The 17,127-nt window shown below is 64.6% G+C and carries 22 protein-coding genes; 12 read left to right on the top strand and 10 right to left on the bottom strand.

Features of this window, described 5'->3' with window-relative positions; all coding sequences use genetic code 11:
• Positions 1-114: 114 nt before the first annotated feature.
• From B3H47_RS03220 to B3H47_RS03180, 9 genes are read right to left on the bottom strand one after another with little or no spacing between them, the layout of a single operon-like run.
• A complete protein-coding gene (locus B3H47_RS03220) occupies positions 115-882 on the bottom strand; it encodes an SDR family NAD(P)-dependent oxidoreductase (protein WP_286728694.1) in 768 nt (255 codons plus the stop codon).
• Positions 882-1,460, bottom strand: coding sequence for a DUF3833 domain-containing protein (locus B3H47_RS03215; RefSeq protein WP_197737900.1), 579 nt, complete (start codon positions 1,458-1,460; stop codon positions 882-884). Before B3H47_RS03215 ends, B3H47_RS03220 begins: the two co-directional genes overlap by 1 nt.
• A gap of 15 nt (positions 1,461-1,475) precedes the next feature.
• Positions 1,476-2,816 carry an MFS transporter gene (locus tag B3H47_RS03210; protein ID WP_286728695.1) on the bottom strand — a complete coding sequence of 447 codons (1,341 nt, stop codon included), beginning with the start codon at positions 2,814-2,816 and terminating at the stop codon, positions 1,476-1,478.
• The gene (locus B3H47_RS03205) at positions 2,813-3,424 is read right to left on the bottom strand and encodes a chalcone isomerase family protein (RefSeq protein WP_286728696.1); all 612 of its coding nucleotides are present in this window, start codon (positions 3,422-3,424) and stop codon (positions 2,813-2,815) included. The genes B3H47_RS03210 and B3H47_RS03205 overlap by 4 nt, the downstream gene beginning before the upstream one ends.
• Positions 3,408-4,679 carry an SAM-dependent methyltransferase gene (locus B3H47_RS03200; protein ID WP_286728697.1) on the bottom strand — a complete coding sequence of 424 codons (1,272 nt, stop codon included), beginning with the start codon at positions 4,677-4,679 and terminating at the stop codon, positions 3,408-3,410. Before B3H47_RS03200 ends, B3H47_RS03205 begins: the two co-directional genes overlap by 17 nt.
• On the bottom strand, positions 4,676-5,494 hold the full coding sequence (locus tag B3H47_RS03195; protein ID WP_286728699.1) for a DUF1365 domain-containing protein: 819 nt from the start codon (positions 5,492-5,494) through the stop codon (positions 4,676-4,678). Before B3H47_RS03195 ends, B3H47_RS03200 begins: the two co-directional genes overlap by 4 nt.
• Entirely contained in the window at positions 5,491-6,795 is a 1,305-nt protein-coding gene (locus B3H47_RS03190; protein WP_286728700.1) for an NAD(P)/FAD-dependent oxidoreductase, read from the bottom strand. Before B3H47_RS03190 ends, B3H47_RS03195 begins: the two co-directional genes overlap by 4 nt.
• A gap of 21 nt (positions 6,796-6,816) precedes the next feature.
• Complete coding sequence (gene folE2 / locus B3H47_RS03185) at positions 6,817-7,632, bottom strand: GTP cyclohydrolase FolE2 (RefSeq protein ID WP_286728701.1); 816 nt, start codon at positions 7,630-7,632, stop codon at positions 6,817-6,819.
• A gap of 41 nt (positions 7,633-7,673) precedes the next feature.
• Entirely contained in the window at positions 7,674-8,279 is a 606-nt protein-coding gene (locus B3H47_RS03180; protein ID WP_286728702.1) for a glutathione peroxidase, read from the bottom strand.
• A gap of 248 nt (positions 8,280-8,527) precedes the next feature.
• On the opposite strand from B3H47_RS03180, the gene B3H47_RS03175 reads away from it, so the two are divergent.
• Entirely contained in the window at positions 8,528-9,505 is a 978-nt protein-coding gene (locus tag B3H47_RS03175; protein ID WP_286728703.1) for a MerR family transcriptional regulator, read from the top strand.
• Positions 9,506-9,513: 8 nt separating this feature from the next.
• On the opposite strand, the gene B3H47_RS03170 is transcribed toward B3H47_RS03175, so the two are convergent.
• On the bottom strand, positions 9,514-10,938 hold the full coding sequence (locus B3H47_RS03170; protein ID WP_156053364.1) for a chloride channel protein: 1,425 nt from the start codon (positions 10,936-10,938) through the stop codon (positions 9,514-9,516).
• A 164-nt stretch (positions 10,939-11,102) separates the two neighbouring features.
• Here B3H47_RS03170 and rfaE2 point away from each other — a divergent pair, with 164 nt between their 5' ends.
• From rfaE2 to B3H47_RS03115, 11 genes are all read left to right on the top strand, one after another.
• Entirely contained in the window at positions 11,103-11,579 is a 477-nt protein-coding gene (rfaE2, locus tag B3H47_RS03165) for a D-glycero-beta-D-manno-heptose 1-phosphate adenylyltransferase (protein ID WP_013124006.1), read from the top strand.
• Positions 11,576-12,070: an HAD family hydrolase gene (locus tag B3H47_RS03160; RefSeq protein WP_286728706.1), complete on the top strand. Its 495-nt coding sequence runs from the start codon at positions 11,576-11,578 to the stop codon at positions 12,068-12,070. Before rfaE2 ends, B3H47_RS03160 begins: the two co-directional genes overlap by 4 nt.
• 91 nt (positions 12,071-12,161) lie before the next feature.
• Positions 12,162-12,464 carry a DUF883 family protein gene (locus B3H47_RS03155; protein ID WP_013106777.1) on the top strand — a complete coding sequence of 101 codons (303 nt, stop codon included), beginning with the start codon at positions 12,162-12,164 and terminating at the stop codon, positions 12,462-12,464.
• A gap of 12 nt (positions 12,465-12,476) precedes the next feature.
• Positions 12,477-12,872, top strand: coding sequence for a phage holin family protein (locus tag B3H47_RS03150; protein WP_286728707.1), 396 nt, complete (start codon positions 12,477-12,479; stop codon positions 12,870-12,872).
• Positions 12,873-12,903: 31 nt separating this feature from the next.
• The gene (locus B3H47_RS03145) at positions 12,904-13,287 is read left to right on the top strand and encodes a hypothetical protein (RefSeq protein WP_276708118.1); all 384 of its coding nucleotides are present in this window, start codon (positions 12,904-12,906) and stop codon (positions 13,285-13,287) included.
• Positions 13,288-13,322: 35 nt separating this feature from the next.
• The gene (locus B3H47_RS03140; protein WP_286728708.1) at positions 13,323-13,613 is read left to right on the top strand and encodes a hypothetical protein; all 291 of its coding nucleotides are present in this window, start codon (positions 13,323-13,325) and stop codon (positions 13,611-13,613) included.
• A 474-nt stretch (positions 13,614-14,087) separates the two neighbouring features.
• Entirely contained in the window at positions 14,088-14,360 is a 273-nt protein-coding gene (locus tag B3H47_RS03135) for a DUF1778 domain-containing protein (RefSeq protein WP_156053358.1), read from the top strand.
• A complete protein-coding gene (locus B3H47_RS03130) occupies positions 14,357-14,851 on the top strand; it encodes a GNAT family N-acetyltransferase (RefSeq protein ID WP_286728709.1) in 495 nt (164 codons plus the stop codon). The genes B3H47_RS03135 and B3H47_RS03130 overlap by 4 nt, the downstream gene beginning before the upstream one ends.
• 335 nt (positions 14,852-15,186) lie before the next feature.
• Entirely contained in the window at positions 15,187-15,549 is a 363-nt protein-coding gene (locus B3H47_RS03125) for a hypothetical protein (protein WP_286728710.1), read from the top strand.
• On the top strand, positions 15,546-15,881 hold the full coding sequence (locus tag B3H47_RS03120; protein WP_286728711.1) for a hypothetical protein: 336 nt from the start codon (positions 15,546-15,548) through the stop codon (positions 15,879-15,881). The genes B3H47_RS03125 and B3H47_RS03120 overlap by 4 nt, the downstream gene beginning before the upstream one ends.
• The coding region (locus tag B3H47_RS03115; protein ID WP_324343964.1) for a TOTE conflict system archaeo-eukaryotic primase domain-containing protein at positions 15,878-17,127 on the top strand (1,250 nt) is incomplete at its 3' end. The genes B3H47_RS03120 and B3H47_RS03115, both read left to right, overlap by 4 nt.

The following is a 17,127-nucleotide window of genomic DNA, read 5'->3' as shown; positions in this document are numbered from 1 at the left end:
GATGGGGGGCGTGGCCGTTGCTTTTCGACACGAATCTAACGTGTCTTCACCCTAAGGTCATGCGTGTTTTCATACAGACGGGAGCATGGCGGCGGGTCGCGCCCGCCGCTGCGTTCAGAGCCCGGTGAAGCGACTGACGATGCGGAAATACAGCCCGCGCGGCAGCAGCCGCAGCAGCTTGAGCCACAGGGTGAAGCGGCGCGGAAAGTGGATGTCGAAGCGGCCCGCTTCCAGTCCGGCGAGGATGGCGGCGGCCGCCTGCTCCGGGGTGATGAGCGCGGGCATGGCGAAGGTGTTCTGCGCGGTGAGCGGCGTTTCCACAAAGCCGGGGTTGATCACGTGCACGCCGATGCCCAGCGGGTGCAGATCGAGGTAAAGCGTTTCGGCGAGATTGATCAGCGCGGCCTTGGTCGGCCCGTAGGCCAGCGCCTGCGGCAGCCCGCCAAAGCCGGCCACGCTGCTGACCAGGGCGATATGCCCCGCGCGCTGGGCGTTGAACAGCGGCAGCGCGGCATCGAGGGCGTGCAGCGCACCGCGGTAGTTCACATCGTCATGCTGCAAGGCGCTGGCCAGATCGAACTCGGTGGCGCGCATGGGGCGGTAGGTGCCGGCGCAGTAGAGCAGCAGATCGAGGCCGCCCCAGTCGCGCTGCAGACTTTGCATCGCGGCGCGTAGGGCCTGCGCATCGGTCACGTCCAGCGGTATGGGCAGGGCGCCGTCGATCTGCTGCAGCGCCTGCGCATTGCGCGCCGACACCGCCACCCGCGCGCCGCGCTGCAGCAGCGCGATGGCGGTGGCGCGGCCGATGCCGGTGGACGCGCCGATCACCCAGACGCGCCGTTCCTTCCAGCCAGTGATGCGCGGGTTGAGCGGCATGGTCATCAGGGCTTGTTGAACGACAGGAACACGCTGCCCACCTTGAAGCCGAACTTGGTGATGACCGAATGGTTGAGCAGCACATGATCGTCCATCAGATACATCCAGTCGTCGAACTGCACGTTGTAGACCGTGCCATCCACCGGCAGCGCCAGGGTGTAGTGCCAGTTCAGCGCATTGCCCGCCGCCCGGCCGATGGCCTCGCCGATCACATCGCCCGCGGTGCCGATATAGCGCTTCTCGCCATCTTTTTCGGGCAACTCGCGGATGGTCCAGATGCGCTCCTGCTTGGCGCCATCGTTGTAGACAAAGTGTTCGTCCAGCGTGCCCACGTCGCCCTTCCAGGAGGCGTCGATGGTCACATGAAAGCGCCGCGTCATCTTGCCCGAGCGGTCGAACACAATGCCCACCGCGGTGAGCCGTCCGTTGAAATACTGCTTGAGATCGAACGTGGGCGTCTGACCCCGATAAGCCAGCGGCGTGACGCTGGCGCAGCCCGACAGCAGACTGATGCCCAGCACCGCGGCCAGCAGCCAGCCGCGACGAAACGACATCCAGGAGTGCAAAGCAGATTTGAACGACATGGGAAGACTCTCCATTCAGGAAGCAAACGCGGCCGGGCCTGACCGACCGCGAACGAAAAATTGCCAAAGCAGCCCGGCAGACACGAGCTTGAGCAAAGACGGCAACAGGCAGTACGCCACCACCAGCGGGGGCAGCACGCCGGTTTCCAGCGTGCCCGGTCGGTAGCCGAACAGCGCCAGCAGCGGCAAAGCCAGCCCGGCAGCCAGTGCGAGGTTCAGCTTGGTCGCAAAGTTCCACACGCCGAAGTAACTCCCTTCGAGCCGGTTGCCGTGCCCGCCCGCGCGGATCACCCCGGCGAGCAGCGCGGGCGGCATCACCAGATCGGGTCCGAGCGCCGCACCCGACAGCACCACCACCAGCGCATAGCCCCAGCGATCGCCCGGCTGCAGCAACGCCGCCCAGACGAAAGCCGCCACCGCCAGCCCCATGCCCAGCAGCCAGCAGCGCGCCGCGCCCCAGCGCCGCACCGCGCGCAGCCAGATCGGCACCAGCAGCCCGGCCGCGGCGAAATAGGCGAACAGATACGCGCCCGACAGCGCCGCCGCATCGAGCCGGTCGCGGATGAAAAACAGCACCAGCGTGGCCGGAATGGCGGCTGCGATGCCGCTGGTGACGAACACCGCAAGCAGGGCCACGAAGCGCCGGCTGTGCAGTGGCGCCAGCAAGCTGCGCCAATGCAGTTTGGCGTGGGCGACGGCATGGTGGGGCGCGGGGTCAGGCGCGCGCCGCAGCAGCGCCAGGCTGAGGATCAGGGCGACGGCGAAGACCGCGACCAGCGCAGTCGCGCCACCGAGCTGCGGCACGACGGCCGCGAGCAGCACCCCGGCCAAACCCAGCCCTTCGCGCCAGGCCACGGTGCGGGCGAGCTGTGCCTCGTCGGCGCCCAGGGTGGCGCCCCAGGCCTGATGCACGATGGACGCGGCGCTGAACCCCAGATAGGTCAGCAGCAGCGCCGCGATGAATAGCAGGGTGAAGCGCCATTCGCCCGCCGCAAAGGGAAGCAGCGCGGGCAGCGCGAACAATGCGGCAAACCCCGCGAACATCAGCGCGCAGGCCGCGAGCAGCGCAGGTTTGGCCCAGCCGCGCCGCAGCAGATGATCGGCCAGCCGCCCCAGCCAGGGGTCGAACAGCGCGTCGGCAAAACGGGTGAGCAGCAGTACGCCGCCGAGATAGCCCAGCGGCACCGCATAACGCGTGGCGTAATGCTCCGGCAGATAGACGTAAAGCGGCAGGGCGACGAAGGCAAACGCCAGACTGGGCGCGCCGTAGCGCAACAACGCCAGGGCGTGCAGCGGCGCGGCGGCGGGCGTGAGCGCAGCCGCTGCGGCGGGTAAGACGGCGGGCGGCGCGTTCATGGCCGAGTGGACTGTTCGCCCAGATTGGCCAACAGATCGCGGCGCAGCCCGGGGGCGGGGGTTTGCGGCGACAGCCAGATGGAGAAAAACGCGCGGGCGAAGGCCACGCCGTTTTCAGCCCCGCGCAACGCGCCGTTGAAGTAGAAGCGGGTCTGCGCAGGCAGGGCGCCCGCGGGGGTGAACACGCCGGTGAGGGTGTCGCCATCGGTCACGTCGGGGAAAAGCCGTTGCATGGCTTGCAGCCAGGCGGCGCGCTGCTGCAGCGTGCCTTCACCGAGTTTGCGCATCTCCTCCTCGGAGCGCGCCGCGATGTCGGCGCCTTTGAGGCTGCGGGCGTAGCGCAATTGCAGGGCGAAGGGGGTATCGCCGAGTTCTGCGCCCAAGCCTTGCGGGCCGACCCAGAGCGTGGCGTGATAGACCAGAAAACCGAAGTAACGAAAGTCGCCGCTGCCCGCGCGCCGGGCCTGCGAAATCGCGGCGCTGACTTCACTTGGAACGCCTGCAGCAGCTTGCGCCCACGCGCGCCGGGGCAGCGCCGAGGCGGCTACGGCCAGCAACACCGCACGGCGTGACAACCCGTGCAAGTTGGGTTCAGCGCGCGCGGGCATGGCGCAGGGTGAACTGCCACACATCGGTTGAGCCCTGGCTGAAACCCGCCTCGCAGTAGGCGAGATAGAAGGTCCACAGCCGTAGGAAGCGGTCGTCGAAACCCTGGGCCTTCACCGCTTCGAGCTGGGCGGTGAAGCGCTCGCGCCATAGCGCCAGGGTATGGGCGTAGTCGGCGCCGAAGGCCAGCTCTTCAACGACCTCCAGCCCTGCGGCCTTGGCTTGCGCGATGAAAGCGCGGCGCGAAGGCAGCATGCCTCCGGGGAAGATGTAGCGCTGGATGAAGTCGGTACCGCGCCGGTAGTCGTCGAACAGATCGTCGGCGATGGTGATGGTCTGGATGCAGGCGCGTGCGCCGGGTTTGAGTTGGCGCGCCACGGTGCGGAAAAAGCCGGGCCAGTAAGCCTCGCCCACGGCCTCGAACATTTCGATGGAGGCGATGCCGTCGTAGCCGTCTGGCGGGGCGATGCGGTCGAGATCGCGGTAGTCGCACAGTTCAAGCCGGGCAGGCGGCGCGGCCTGGGCGAGCCGGGCGCGGGCGTAGGCCAGCTGCTCGGCGGACAAGGTGATGCCATCCATGCGCAGCCCCCGCTGCGCACCGACTTCGGCCAAGCCGCCCCAGCCGCAGCCGATTTCCAGCACCCGCGCGCCCGGCTGAAGTTGCAGCTGGTCGAGCACGCGGGCGTATTTGGCGGCCTGCGCCTGTTCCAGCGTCTGCGCGGGGTCGCCGTTGAACAGGGCGCTGGAGTAGGTCATGCTCGGGTCGAGCCAGAGCGTGTAGAAGGCGTTGCCGATGTCGTAATGCGCGTGGATGTTGTCGCGGCTTCCGGCGCGGCTGTTGCGGCGCAGAAGATGGCGGATGCGGTCGGGCAGCCGGCCCAACAGGCTGCCATGCAGCGCGCGGGCGATGATCTCGCGGTTAGCCACCAGCAGCTTGAGCAGCGCGGGCAGATCGGGTGTGTCCCAGGCGCGGCGCATCCAGGCTTCGGCAAAGGCGATGTCGCCGCGCTTGAGTACTTCGCCCATGACCGCCCAGTCGTGCAGCGCGACTTCGGCATGCGGGCCGTTGTCGTCTTGGCCGAAGTGCCGCCAGACGCCATCCGGGCCGTGAAAATCGAGGCGGCCGATCTGCAGGCGTTCCAGCAGCCGCAGCACGCCGCGCGCGGCCAGCGGGGGTTTGCGCGGCTTGCGGGTTTGGCCTGCGGCGAGGGTCGGGTCGAGAGAGAGCGGTGACAGGCTGCGGTCGCTGGCGTTCATGATCGGCTCGCGAAATGGTCAGGAGGAAGGGGCTTGGAATGAAACGGCACGCGCTTGCGCCAGAGCTTGAAGGCTTGCCAGTGGATGCGCGCAATGACGCCGAAGCTGTGCATGGGGTGACGCAGTAGGGCCATGCGGGCGCGGGCAGCGGTGAGCGGCTGCAGGACGCCGCTGATGCTGGTTTCGATCAGCGGGCCTTGGGCGTCGTCATGGTCGATGCGCAGAAGCATGCGGTCTGTGCCCGCGCCCGTGCTGCGCATGAATCGGAAGCGGTAGCCGCCCTCCACCGTGCAGAACGGCGAGACGTGGAACACCTTGCTGGCGCGATATTCGGCGCCCCATTGCAGGCTGCGCTCGCCCGCCGGTGGGGTGAGGATGTAGCAGTGCCGTTCGCCGAAGGTGTTGTTGACCTCGGCCACGGCGCAGCGCAGGCTGCCGTCGGCGCGCTCGCACAGCCACAGGCTCACCGGCTTGAACACATAGCCCCATATGCGCGGAAAGGTCTGCAGCCAGACCTCGCCATCGGCGTCGAGAATGCCTTGCGCCGCGAGCAGGCTTTGCAGCCAGGCAAGGCTGTCGGTGCCGCCGTCGCCGTGGTCGGCATCGAAAAAGCTCATCGCGCCAAAGCGGTTGCGGGCAATGGGCAGCAGCGCTGGGTCCCGCGCTAAGCTGCGCATGGGCAGCAGCAAAAACATCGCGCGGTAGCTGAACGCATGCACCGCCGGGCGCAGGCGGCGGTGGCGTACCGGGCCGCTGCCGATGAGCGGCTGGTGCGGGTGGGGCGATGCAGCGGTGGACATGGCGCTGGCTTTCATGCGGCCAGGGCGCGGTCGGCGGGCTGCGCGTCCACATGGGTCAGCAGGGCTTGCGCCGCGGCGTAGCCCGACTTCAGGCCATCTTCATGAAAGCCGTAGCCGCACCAGGCCCCGCAGAAGTAGCTATGCCGCTGGCCTTGCAGTTCGGGCACGCGCTGTTGGGCATCGATTGCCGCTTGGTCGAAGATCGGATGGGCGTAGCTGATCTCGCGCAGCACGGTGTGCTCGGCGGGCTCGCGCAGCGGGTTGAGCGACACCACGATGGGGCGTTGCGTGGGCAGGGGCTGCAGCTTGTTGAGCAGGTAGTGCAGGCAGACGGTGGGCTGCTCGCCGTGCGCGTTCACCGTGCTTTCGTAATTCCACGCGGCCCAGGCTTGGCGCGCCTGTGGCAACAAGCGGGTGTCGGTGTGCAGCAGCGCGCGGTTGGGTTGGTAGCGGATGGCCCCGAGCACTTCGCGCTCGGCCGGGCTGGGGGAGTCGATCAGCGCGAGGGCCTGATCGCTGTGGCAGGCGAAGATCACTTCGTCGAACCAAATGGCGCCGCCTGTCGTGTGCAGTTCAACCCCGTTGTCATGCCGCACCACCCGCTGCACGGGAGTGCGTGGACGCGCGTCGGGCAGTTGGGCGAGCATTTTCTGCACATACTGCCGCGCGCCGCCACGCACGGTGAACCATTGCGGCCGATTGTTGACCTGCAGCAGGCCGTGGTTGTCGCAGAAGCGCACCAGCGTGGCCAGCGGAAAGTCGAGCATCTGCCCCGGTGGGCACGACCAGATGCAGGCGGTCATCGGCAGCAGATACCAGTGCAGAAACGGATCGCAATAGCCTTCGCGACGCAGGTAGTCGCCCACGGTCTGGTTGAGGTCGAGTTCGGCGTCGGGTTTGCGCGCCAGCGCCGTGGCCTCGCGGTTGAAGCGCAGGATGTCGCGCAGCATCCGCCAGAAGGACGGTCGGGTCAGGTTGCGGCGCTGGGCGAAAACCGTGTTCAGGTTGGAGCCGCTCCATTCCAGCGTGTTGCCGCCGGGCAGCGGGGTCTGCACCGAGAACGACATGTCGGAGGTCGCCAGCGGCACGTCCAGCTCGGCGAACAGCGCCTGCAGCTTGGGATAGGTGCGCTCGTTGAGCACGAGAAAACCCGTGTCCACGGCGAAAGGCACTTCGCCGGGCAGATCGACATCCACCGTGTGGGTGTGGCCGCCAAAGTGCGAACCGGCCTCGAACAGCGTGATCTGCGCCCGATGACGCAAGGCCCACGCCGCTCCGAGGCCTGAGATTCCCGTTCCGATGATGGCAATGCGCATGGTTTTGGCTCCCTGGCCGCGTTAGGTTTTGCGGCCTTCTACCAAGGCATACGCCGAATGGTTGTGGATGGATTCAAAATTCTCCGATTCCACGGTGTAGGCGGCCACGCGCTCATCGCGCTCCAGCGCCACGGCGACATCGCGCACCAGGTCTTCGACGAACTTGGGATGGTCGTAGGCGCGCTCGGTGACGTACTTTTCGTCGGGCCGCTTGAGCAGGCCCCAGAGTTCGCACGAGGCCGCCGTCTCGGCGATGCGAATCTGCTCGTCCAGCCCCATTTCACCGCGCAGCGTGGCGCCGATGGTGACATGCGAGCGCTGGTTGTGCGCGCCGTAATTGGAGATTTCCTTGGAGCACGGGCACAGGCTGGTGACCGGCACCTGCACCTTTTGCGTGAGCGTCAGCGCGCCCACCTTTTGCGCCGCGTGCAGGGTGACTTCGTAATCCATCAGGCTCTCCACGCCCGACACCGGCGCGGTCTTGCGGGCAAAGTAGGTGAACTGCGCGGTGATGGCGCCTTCGCTGGCCTGTAGGCGAGTCAGCATGTGCTGCAGCAGCACGCCGAGTTGCTGGGCGTCCAGCGGCTCGCGGTGCGCTTCGAGCATTTCGATGAAGCGCGACATATGCGTGCCCTTCACTTCGGGCGGCAGCGCCACCGTCATCTCGAAGGTGCCCACGCTGGGCTGCACGCCCTGCGCTGAGCGAATCTGTACGGGATAGCGCACACCGCGCACACCCACTTGCTGAATGGCGATGTTACGGCGGTCAGGCGTGGCCTGCACATCGGGCAGGGTGGCTGCGGCAGCCTGGGCAAACAGTTTTTCCGGGGCGTTCATGGCGGGCCTTTCTGTGGCGGTGGCGGGGGAGGAGAAATGACTCAGGGCTTCTGCGCGAGCAGAGTCTTGATCTTGGCGACAAAGTCTTTGTTGTCTGGCGAGACCAGGCTGGGATAGACGCCCACGACCTTGCCGTCGCGGCCGATCAGGTATTTGTAAAAGTTCCACTTGGGCTGATCGCCGGTGGCGAGGATGAGCTGTTCGAACAGCGCGTTCGGCTTGGGCTCGGTGACGTGCGAGGGCGCGAACATCGGGAATTGCACGTTGTAGGTGTCTTTGCAGAACGCGGCGATTTTGGCGTTGTTATCCATTTCCTGATGGAAATCGTTGGACGGAAAGCCCAGCACCACCAGGCCCTGCTTGCCGTACTCGCGGTACAGCGCCTCCAGCCCCTTGTATTGCGGGGTGAAGCCGCAATAGCTGGCCGTGTTGACCACGAGGATGACTTTGCCCGCGTATTGGCAAAGGCTCTCGGGCTTGTCGTCCTGCAGGCGGGGGAAGGTCTGGTTGAGCAGGGTAGGGCAGGTGGCCGACGCTGCGGGCGCCGACTGAGCTGCGGAGGCGGACGGGCTGAACAGCTGGGCGCCAAGCGCGAGCAGCGCGGCTGCTGCGAAGCGAGAGATCGGGTTAAGCGTAGTGCGGTGCATGGACAACTCCTGTAGACGGGTGGGTGTTTGTCTAGGACAATGATGCTTGAGTTCAACTTCAGTACCAAGTATTTTCAAATTTGTCCTAGACATAAGTAGGGTTATCAGTCTGGGGTCAGACGGCTTACCATACTGTTACGCTGAGAAAGCGCTAATGGATTCAACCTTGGATCCAACTTCTCTACCTACTGCTGGACAAGCAAAGAAATGCAAACCGAAATGCTTTGTCCAAGACGACGATCTTTCCGATGAACGACCGCACCGTGAATACCGCCTTGCAACTCAGCATTGCCGCTGTCGAGCGCGACACCGGCATCGGCAAGGACACGCTGCGGGTCTGGGAGCGGCGCTACGGTTTTCCTCAGCCCCACCGAGATGCGTCGGGCGACCGGCTCTATCCGCTCGATCAGGTCGAGCGCTTGCGGGTCATCAAGCGTTTGCTCGACGGCGGGCACCGTCCCGCGCAGGTTGTGGCACTGCCGATCGACGAACTCGATGCCTTGGCGCGCGGCCGCAGCTCGGCCGAGATTTCGCCCGATGCCGCCGCTGCGTCGGCAAGCGAGCAAATGCCGACGGAAAGCGCCGAAGTGCACGCCTACCTCGCGCTGCTTAAACGGCACGATGCCGAACTGTTGCGGCGTGCGCTGCTGCAAGACGCGATGCGCATGGGCATCAGCCGATTTGTCACTGAAGTGGTCGCTCCGCTCAATTCCGGCGTGGGGCAGGCGTGGATGCGAGGCGAACTGGAGGTGTTTGAAGAGCACCTGTATTCCGAGGTCATTCAGCGCGTGCTGCGCACCGCCATCGACGCCATTCCGCTGGGTGAAGCGGCGCAGTCGCGTCCCAAAGTGTTGATGACCACCGTGCCGCAGGAGCCGCATGTGCTGGGTCTGCTCATGGCCGAAGCCATGCTGGCGCTGGAGGGTTGCCGCTGCGTTCAGCTCGGCGCGCAACTGCCGCTGGGCAATATGCTCATGGCCGCTCAGGCGCACGCGGCCGATGTGCTGGTGCTGAGTTTCTCTTCCCTGCTGCAGGCCGCGCAGGTGTTCGACGCCCTGGCCGAACTGCGCGACCGTCTGCCGCGTGCCGTCGAACTGTGGGCGGGCGGCTCCAATCCGGCGTTGCGCAAGCGTCTGCCCGAGGGCGTGCGGGTGACCGCAGCTTTAATGGACTTGGCGCATAGCGTTCACGACTGGCGCGAACGGCATCGCGTGAGCGGTTTCTGATCCAAACCCTAATCGCGCGACTGATCGACGTTGCGCGGATTGAGCGGCGGCGGCGCTTCGCTGTCGCCAACCGACGCATTGGAGACGGCGTGCTGGCGCCCGGTGATGGCGTCGAACAGCGAGGTACGGCCGCTGGCGCCCTCCTTCAGTCCCAGGGCTTCGGCATACACCGAGCGCTCGCGCAGCAGGCTGCCGATCACCGAGGCCACCACGCAGGCCGGCATGGCGGCCAGCACCACGTTGTAATTGCGCGTGATTTCGAACACCATGATGGCCGACATCGCCGGCGCATGGGTGGTGGCCGCCAGCAGACTGCCCATGCCCACCAGCACCCACAAGGCCTGCGCGTGCGTGGCGTCACCCAGCAGCAGGGTGTGCTGCACCATCAGGCCGATGGCGCCGCCGAGCATCAGCGTGGGCGTGAGCACGCCGCCCGGAATGCCCGCCGCGCTCGCTGCTGTCACCGCAATGATGCGCAGCACGAACACCAGCACGAGGGTGGACAGCGCCCAATGATCGACCAGCATGGATTGCACCACGCTGTAGCCATTGCCCCAGACCTCCGGGCGGATCATCGACAGCAGGCCGATGAGCAGGCCCATCAGCCCCATGCGCAGCGGCAGAAAATTGATCAGCGGCTGATAGCGCTTGCGTGCCGTGTCGAGCAGCCAGAGGAAGGCGGGCCCGAGCAGCCCGGCGATCACGCCGATGAACACGGCATCGACCAGGTCAGAAAACCCCACCACCGGGATAGCGTGAGACAGGTATAGCGGCCCGGTGGCGAACAGCGCTTGCGTGGTGAGTTCGCCCATCACCGCGGCGACCAGCACGGCCGCGATTTCACGCAGCGCCAGACCGCCCAGAATGATTTCGGCAACGAACAGCGTGCCCGCGATCGGCGCGTGATACGCCCCGGCGAAACCAGCGGCCGCCCCACACGCCACGATGAGCCGACGATGCGCCGCATCCGTCTTGCCGATGCGGCCCAACAAAGACGACACCAGCGCCGCGAACTGGATCATGGTGCCCTCGCGGCCGATGGTGATGCCGCTGCTCACCCCGACCAGAGACGACAACGTGCGCGTGAGGTTGGGGCCTAGAGGCAACCGACCATCGCCCACCAGCACCGCCTCCATGTATTCCGGCCCGCGCGGACGCTTGATCCAGCGGTGCCCGGCCCACATGATCAAGCCTCCTAGCGTGGCGCCTACTGTGGGGATGACCACCCGCGCCCAGAGCGGCAGCCCCGCGGCGGCGGCCACGAGATGTTCTTGTTCGGTGTAAAGGCGCATGACCGCGTACATGGCCTGGCGGAATCCCTCTACCGCGATCGCAGCGATGAAACCCACAGCAGCGCCGACCAGCGTCATGGGCACCATCGGATCGATGTTCCGCCAAAACAGGCGCAGTCGGCCGAACAATGCGGAGGTCACGGCAACAGACTCACTTTCTCGAAGCGCCCGACATGCAGGTCAATCGATGAATGGATGGAAATAGATTGATCAAAATCATATCGACTTCCGTTTGGCGCAGGCGTGAACAAAAGTGAACGCGCCTGCAGAATCTAGCGTCACCCACAGCCGCTAAGCTTTGCCCCATGCATTTTCTTGAAAAAATCGTGGCTTCAGAGCACCTTGAAGCGCGGCTGGCCGCCTTGCCGCGGCCGCTGGTGTTCACCAATGGCGTGTTCGACATCCTGCACCGGGGCCATGTGGTGTACCTGGCCGCCGCCCGCGCGCTGGGGGGCAGCCTGGTGCTGGGGCTGAACTCCGACGCTTCGGTGCGCCTGCTGGGCAAAGGGCCGGAGCGCCCGCTCAACGCGCAGGACGACCGCGCCGCCGTGCTCGCCGCGCTGGAAAGCGTCAGCCTCGTCACCCTATTCGAAGAGCGCATGCCCTTGAACCTGATCGAGCGCGTGCGCCCTGATGTGTATGTCAAAGGCGGCGATTACGACATGGCCACGCTGGCCGAGACCGCGCTGGTGCAGACCTGGGGCGGCCGCTCGGTGGCCATTCCCTTTGTCGAGGGACGTTCGACCACCGCGCTGGTGCAGCGTATCCGGGAGTCGTCATGACGCTTGTCCGCGCCGCTTTGCCCGGGCTGGCCGTTGCCATTCCCGGCGCCGACAGGCTGGCTCTGCGCCACCTGCTGATCGACTTCAACGGCACCCTCGCCTGCAACGGCGCGCTGATCGACGGTGTGGCCGAGCGCCTGAGCGCGCTGAGCCAGATCCTGGAGATCGAGGTGCTGACCGGAGACACCTACGGCACGGTCGCGCAGACGCTTTCGGGCCTGCCGGTACGTCACGCCGTCGTGCTTACCGGTGCAGACAAAACCGCTCGCGTGCGCACCCTGCTGGCCGAAGGCGGCGGCGTGGCCGCCCTGGGCAACGGACGCAACGATGTGGACATGCTACGAGCCGCTACCCTGGGCATCGCCGTGCTCGGGCCGGAATGCACTCATGCGCTCACGCTGGCGGCCGCGCAACTCGTCGCTCCCGACATTCACGCCGCCCTCGACTTGTTTTTGCAGCCCCAGCGCCTGATCGCCGCCTTGCGCCCTTGAGCGATGTGTTTGCAGCGCGTCAACTGCGGCGCTGCATTGCGGGCTAACATGTTCCGCAGCGTTTCACGTTTTTTCCATTCAGGAGTTCACCATGACCAAGTCAGTCCAAGAGATCAAATCCGATGTCGCGCTCGTGATCGACCACGCAGAAGATCTGCTCAAACAGGCTGCAGCCAGCAGTGGCGAGCAAGCCGCTGAACTGCAGCGCCGCGGCATGAAACTGCTGCGCCAAGCCGCCGAGAAAGCGCAAGACCTGCAGGACGCCGTGGTCGAGCGCAGCAAGGCCGCCGCTCAGGCCACCGACGACTATGTGCACGACCACCCCTGGAAGGCCATCGGCATGGCCGCAGCCCTGGGCCTGGCCGTGGGCCTGCTGATCAACCGCAGCCGCTGATTTCGTCAGCTCATGACCAAAGACGCGCAACCCGGACAGTCCGAAGGCCTGGGCGCGGCCGGTCAGCGTTTGCTCAGCAGCGCGGCTGCGCTATTGCAAAGCCGCATCGAGCTCGCCAGCATCGAGCTGGCCGAAGAGCGCCAGCGCCTGGTGGCGCTGATCGTGCTCGGCGCGGTGGTCATGCTGTTCGGTCTGCTCGCCGTGGGCAGTCTCACCGCGCTGCTCGTCATTCTGTTCTGGGATCGCAGCCACTGGCTGGTGCTGGCTTTGCTCTGCCTGCTCTACATCGCCGTGGCCGCGTATGGTGTCTACCGCATCCTCGCCGCCATCCGGCATGCCCCTGTGCCCTTCGCCGCGACCCGCGCCGAACTGGCCAAAGACGCCGCAGTGTGGCGCTCCCGAGCCTGACCTGCGTTTCCTGCACTGTCGCACCATGGCCATGACTCAGCCTTCAGCCGACTTCACCAAGCAGTTGCCGACCTCGGTACGCAAGCAGCTTTTGGTGGCGCGCATCGCCGTCGAGCGCGTTGAGTTCGTGCAGGCGGCGGAACAGTTTCGCGAGCGGGCGCAGCCGGCTCGGTTGATCAAGGCCGCTCTCTCTGGCTCGGTACTCGGCGCGCTCAACCCGGCCAGTTCGGTGCTGGGTCTTTTTCGCTTTACCCGCAGCCACCCCTACGTCGGCTCCATCATGGGCTCCGTCGTCTCGATGCTGCTGCGCAGGCGTCTTTCGCGCTTGCTGCTCGGACGTCTCCTGAAACTGGGCCTGGCTGGCGGCGCGATCTACGGCATCACGCAGTTTCTGCGCAAAGACCGCGCCGGTTGAAAGTCTCAAAGCGGCTGACCGACGGCAGCTAAACCATGCCGTGCGACTCAGACGACGAGAAAATTTACCGGGCTGCCCACGAATACATGACCCAGAAGGGATTTGGGCCGCAGCAAAAAGTCGGCACGCTGCTCGACCAGTTTGCCTTCATCGAAAAATCGCCCGCACTGAACCGGGTTCATCCCGAGCTCAGGATGACGCCCCTCAAAGGGTTTGCCGGCATTCTCCAGGCGAACGTGCAGAAAGTCGTCACCGACTCTTCCATGAGCGCCTTTGATGTGCTCGGAAACTTCTATCATGAGTTCCTCGCGTGCGGAGCAAGTTGACCGACGGGCCAGGCATTCTGCGTCGTCGCCTAGAACGACAACCTTCAGGTTAAATTTGAGCTTGGAACTTCCATGTCAATAGTCACAGGGATTTATGTGATGTGCGCCGTCGCCGTGATCGGTGTAGGCGCATTGACGGGCTTAGTTTTCTGGTTGTCGCGCAATGCCAGCAAGGATCGACGCAGGCGCGGCTAAGGACAACAGCTTGGCAGCATACGAGGGCGTCGCAACAACGTTCCCGCGTCCTGGTGTGACCCATGCTTGAGGATGCTTGGCGGCGCAACGCGCAGCACCGGGTGGTCGCCTCGAAGCTGGAAGTATTCGGTCCATGCCGGGTCTAACGGGTCAGCATAGTGTCGAACTTTCGTGTGGCTCTCGTGTGGCGCTTGATGGGCGGGCTAGCGTATTGACAACTGCTACACGCTGCATCACAATTTGTATATCTTTTGTGTATGCACAAATAGGAGAAAACCAATGCGTGACGCCGCCATCAACCTGCGGGCCCTGCCTGAGCAGCGCGACCTGATCGATCACGCCGCCAGCCTGCTCGGAAAGAACCGATCAGACTTCATGCTTGAAGCAGCCTGCGACCGCGCCCAGTCAGTGGTGCTCGATCAGGTCTTTTTCAGCCTGGACACTGACAAGTTCAAGCAGTTCACCGCGATGCTCGACGCACCTATCGGCCCCAACCCCGGGCTTGAACGTCTCATGTCCGTCAAGGCGCCCTGGAGCACCGATACAGCATGAGCTTGCACTTAAGCGCACCGAATCCGCTCGTCGCCATCCACATCCTGGACGATTTCGCTTGCGGTGAAGCCAGTCTCGATGAATGGCTCAAGCGCCGGGCACTAACCAACCAATTGAGCGGCGCCAGCCGCACCTTCGTGGTCACGGATCAGGAAGCGCGAGTCTTCGGCTACTACGCGATGGCCGCAGGTGCGGTTTCACATCAGGCGGCAACCAGCAGCGTGCGACGCAACATGCCCGATCCTGTTCCAGTGATGGTTCTGGCCCGACTGGCCGTCGACCATCGAGCGCAGGGCGTCAAGCTCGGAGCGTCTTTGCTGCAGGACGCAGTCGGTCGCGCCGTGAGCGTTTCGCAGAACGCTGGCGTGCGGGCGCTGCTCGTCCACGCCCTGCACGACCGCGCCAAGCAGTTCTATGAGCACTACGGCTTCCAGGAGTCGCCGCAGCATCCGATGACGCTGATGCTGCGCTTGAACTCCGTCAAGCCTTGATCCAGCGGGCAGCAAATGCCGAGCTTGGCTTCTTCGCTGGCCTGCCCACGCACCTAGGAGCCTGCGACTGGGCGAACAGCGGCACCTAACCCTCTTTTCTCAGATACAAGTGATGGCGCGTCATGTAATCAAAATGATGATATGCAAGGTGCCATGATGAGTGGTGAATCCAAATCTCGCGGTCTTTCGGTCGTGATGCATGGATCAGGAGTCTCTGACCATGCACTCTCAGCGTGTCGAAAGTTTGAGCCAAGCCCAACGCGAGCGCTTGGCGTATATCGACTTTCGTCTGTACTACATGGGTGAAGTTGGGCGGCCTGACTTGACAAGCCGCTTTGGCGTGGCACCCGCAGCACTTTCGCAACCCGATCTCTGTAGCCAAGGCCAAAAAGGCCATCAGCGATTACAAAAAGGCGGTTGGTCAGCCCGAGGGCTTGGCCGAACTCACGGTGTTTTACTGCGAGGAAGTGTTCGATTTTCTGGCCGGATGCGGCATGGACGACGATGGCTTTTATGACGCGCTGGTGCGGATGTTCGAGCAGGCGCTCAAATACGTGCTGGCCTTGCCCAAGGCGCAGCAGAAAGCATTCCTCGCCCGGCTCGACCGAGTGCGCCAACTCGGCCAGGACGTCGGCTGGGGCGTGGGTGATGACTTTAATCACATCTGGTCGGAGGCCGGATTGGAGGGGGACGAATGAACAAATCCGAGAAGGCTGTGCTGGGCGCCTGGCGCATTACCGGCATGGAAGTCTGGGACGCTGACTACTTTGATAGCGAAGTTCCGGCGCATATCACGCTCCGTGACGATTTGACGGGCGCGTTCCAATTCGGCTTGGTGCAGGGCGACATCGATGCTCGTGTCGGCGGGGTTGGCGGCGTGGTGCGTGTTGAATTCTCCTGGTCGGGCGCTGATGAAAACGACCCGGTGAGCGGGCGCGGCTGGCTGGAGGTGACGGGCGATCAGGCGCAGGGGCGCATCTTCATTCATCTGGGCGACGACTCGGCTTTCACTGCGGTTCGCGCCGGATGAACGGCCCGGAGGTCGATCTGGCCTTGGAGCTGGAAGTCCTCCAAGCCGAAAACGCCCGCCTGATCTCACTGCTCGAATCTCATGCGATCGAATGGCGGGCGCTGCCACAATTGATTGTTGTTGCCGTACAGGAGCCCGAGTCATCCCGGTTGTCCACTGCTGAGAAGGTGGCACTGTTCCGCCGTCTATTTCGCGGGCGAACAGATGTGTACCCGATCCGCTGGGAGGGCAAGACCTCTGGCAAATCGGGCTATGCCCCAGCCTGCGCCAACGAGTGGCGTGCCGGTGTTTGTGAGAAGCCGCGTATCAAGTGCGGTGACTGCGGCAACCGTCTGCTGATCCCGCTGTCCGATGCGGTGATCTACGACCATCTGGCTGGCAAGCACACGATCGGCGTCTATCCTCTGCTGGAGGATGACACCTGCCACTTTCTTGCAGTCGATTTTGACGAGGCCGACTGGCGTGATGATGCTCGAGCCTTCATGCAATCCTGCCACGAACTGGGGGTTGCGGCTGCGCTGGAAATCTCTCGCTCTGGGAATGGCGCGCATGCGTGGGTGTTTTTCGCCCGCCGCGTTTCGGCTCGTGACGCAAGGCGCCTTGGCACTGCCATCATCAGCCACACCTGTTCGCGTACCCGGCAATTGAAGTTGGAATCCTATGACCGGCTGTTTCCGAACCAGGACACCATGCCCAAGGGCGGGTTCGGCAACCTGATCGCCTTGCCGCTGCAGAGGGGGCCGAGGGAGCAGGGTTTTAGCGTCTTCGTCGATGCGGGTCTTCGACCGTACCCCGATCAATGGGCGTTTCTCGCGTCGATCCAGCCGATGGACGCGCACGACATCGAGCCCACCATCCTGCGGGCCACGGGTGGCGTCCATCCGCTGGATGTCAACTTCATCGATGACGAGGACCTGGCCACCCCTTGGAGGCGCGAGAACATATCGACCAAGAAGCTGGCCGGGCCGATGCCGAAGGCACTGACCGTCACGCTGGCCAATTTGATCTATTTCGAGAAGGCCGAGTTGCCGCAGGCTCTAGCCAACCGGCTGATCCGGCTGGCGGCTTTCCAGAACCCTGAGTTCTACAAGGCCCAGGCGATGCGGATGTCGGTGTGGGACAAGCCGCGCGTCATTGGCTGCGCCGAGAGCTATCCCCAGCACATCGCCCTGCCGCGGGGGTGCTTGGATGCCGCGCTGTCCTTGCTGCGAGAGAACGGCATTGTGTTCGTGCCGATGGAATTTTG

It is taken from the genome of Thiomonas sp. UBA7699 (assembly GCF_002482605.1).
Lineage (GTDB): Bacteria > Pseudomonadota > Gammaproteobacteria > Burkholderiales > Burkholderiaceae_C > Thiomonas > Thiomonas arsenitoxydans.
Note: the sequence above shows the minus strand (reverse complement) of the source record. Positions and strands in the feature narration are given on the sequence as shown.

What these genes read in the sequence shown, in the direction of transcription:
- B3H47_RS03205 (WP_286728696.1), bottom strand. Translation starts at nt 3,424, where the DNA reads ATGCCCGCGCGCGCTGAACCCAACTTGCACGGGTTGTCACGCCGTGCG.
- B3H47_RS03150 (WP_286728707.1), top strand. Translation starts at nt 12,477, where the DNA reads ATGACCAAAGACGCGCAACCCGGACAGTCCGAAGGCCTGGGCGCGGCC.
- B3H47_RS03190 (WP_286728700.1), bottom strand. Translation starts at nt 6,795, where the DNA reads ATGCGCATTGCCATCATCGGAACGGGAATCTCAGGCCTCGGAGCGGCG.
- B3H47_RS03145 (WP_276708118.1), top strand. Translation starts at nt 12,904, where the DNA reads ATGACTCAGCCTTCAGCCGACTTCACCAAGCAGTTGCCGACCTCGGTA.
- B3H47_RS03215 (WP_197737900.1), bottom strand. Translation starts at nt 1,460, where the DNA reads ATGTCGTTCAAATCTGCTTTGCACTCCTGGATGTCGTTTCGTCGCGGC.
- B3H47_RS03155 (WP_013106777.1), top strand. Translation starts at nt 12,162, where the DNA reads ATGACCAAGTCAGTCCAAGAGATCAAATCCGATGTCGCGCTCGTGATC.
- B3H47_RS03210 (WP_286728695.1), bottom strand. Translation starts at nt 2,816, where the DNA reads ATGAACGCGCCGCCCGCCGTCTTACCCGCCGCAGCGGCTGCGCTCACG.
- folE2 (WP_286728701.1), bottom strand. Translation starts at nt 7,632, where the DNA reads ATGAACGCCCCGGAAAAACTGTTTGCCCAGGCTGCCGCAGCCACCCTG.
- rfaE2 (WP_013124006.1), top strand. Translation starts at nt 11,103, where the DNA reads ATGCATTTTCTTGAAAAAATCGTGGCTTCAGAGCACCTTGAAGCGCGG.
- B3H47_RS03130 (WP_286728709.1), top strand. Translation starts at nt 14,357, where the DNA reads ATGAGCTTGCACTTAAGCGCACCGAATCCGCTCGTCGCCATCCACATC.
- B3H47_RS03140 (WP_286728708.1), top strand. Translation starts at nt 13,323, where the DNA reads ATGCCGTGCGACTCAGACGACGAGAAAATTTACCGGGCTGCCCACGAA.
- B3H47_RS03200 (WP_286728697.1), bottom strand. Translation starts at nt 4,679, where the DNA reads ATGAACGCCAGCGACCGCAGCCTGTCACCGCTCTCTCTCGACCCGACC.
- B3H47_RS03180 (WP_286728702.1), bottom strand. Translation starts at nt 8,279, where the DNA reads ATGCACCGCACTACGCTTAACCCGATCTCTCGCTTCGCAGCAGCCGCG.
- B3H47_RS03220 (WP_286728694.1), bottom strand. Translation starts at nt 882, where the DNA reads ATGACCATGCCGCTCAACCCGCGCATCACTGGCTGGAAGGAACGGCGC.
- B3H47_RS03160 (WP_286728706.1), top strand. Translation starts at nt 11,576, where the DNA reads ATGACGCTTGTCCGCGCCGCTTTGCCCGGGCTGGCCGTTGCCATTCCC.
- B3H47_RS03195 (WP_286728699.1), bottom strand. Translation starts at nt 5,494, where the DNA reads ATGAAAGCCAGCGCCATGTCCACCGCTGCATCGCCCCACCCGCACCAG.
- B3H47_RS03135 (WP_156053358.1), top strand. Translation starts at nt 14,088, where the DNA reads ATGCGTGACGCCGCCATCAACCTGCGGGCCCTGCCTGAGCAGCGCGAC.
- B3H47_RS03175 (WP_286728703.1), top strand. Translation starts at nt 8,528, where the DNA reads ATGAACGACCGCACCGTGAATACCGCCTTGCAACTCAGCATTGCCGCT.
- B3H47_RS03120 (WP_286728711.1), top strand. Translation starts at nt 15,546, where the DNA reads ATGAACAAATCCGAGAAGGCTGTGCTGGGCGCCTGGCGCATTACCGGC.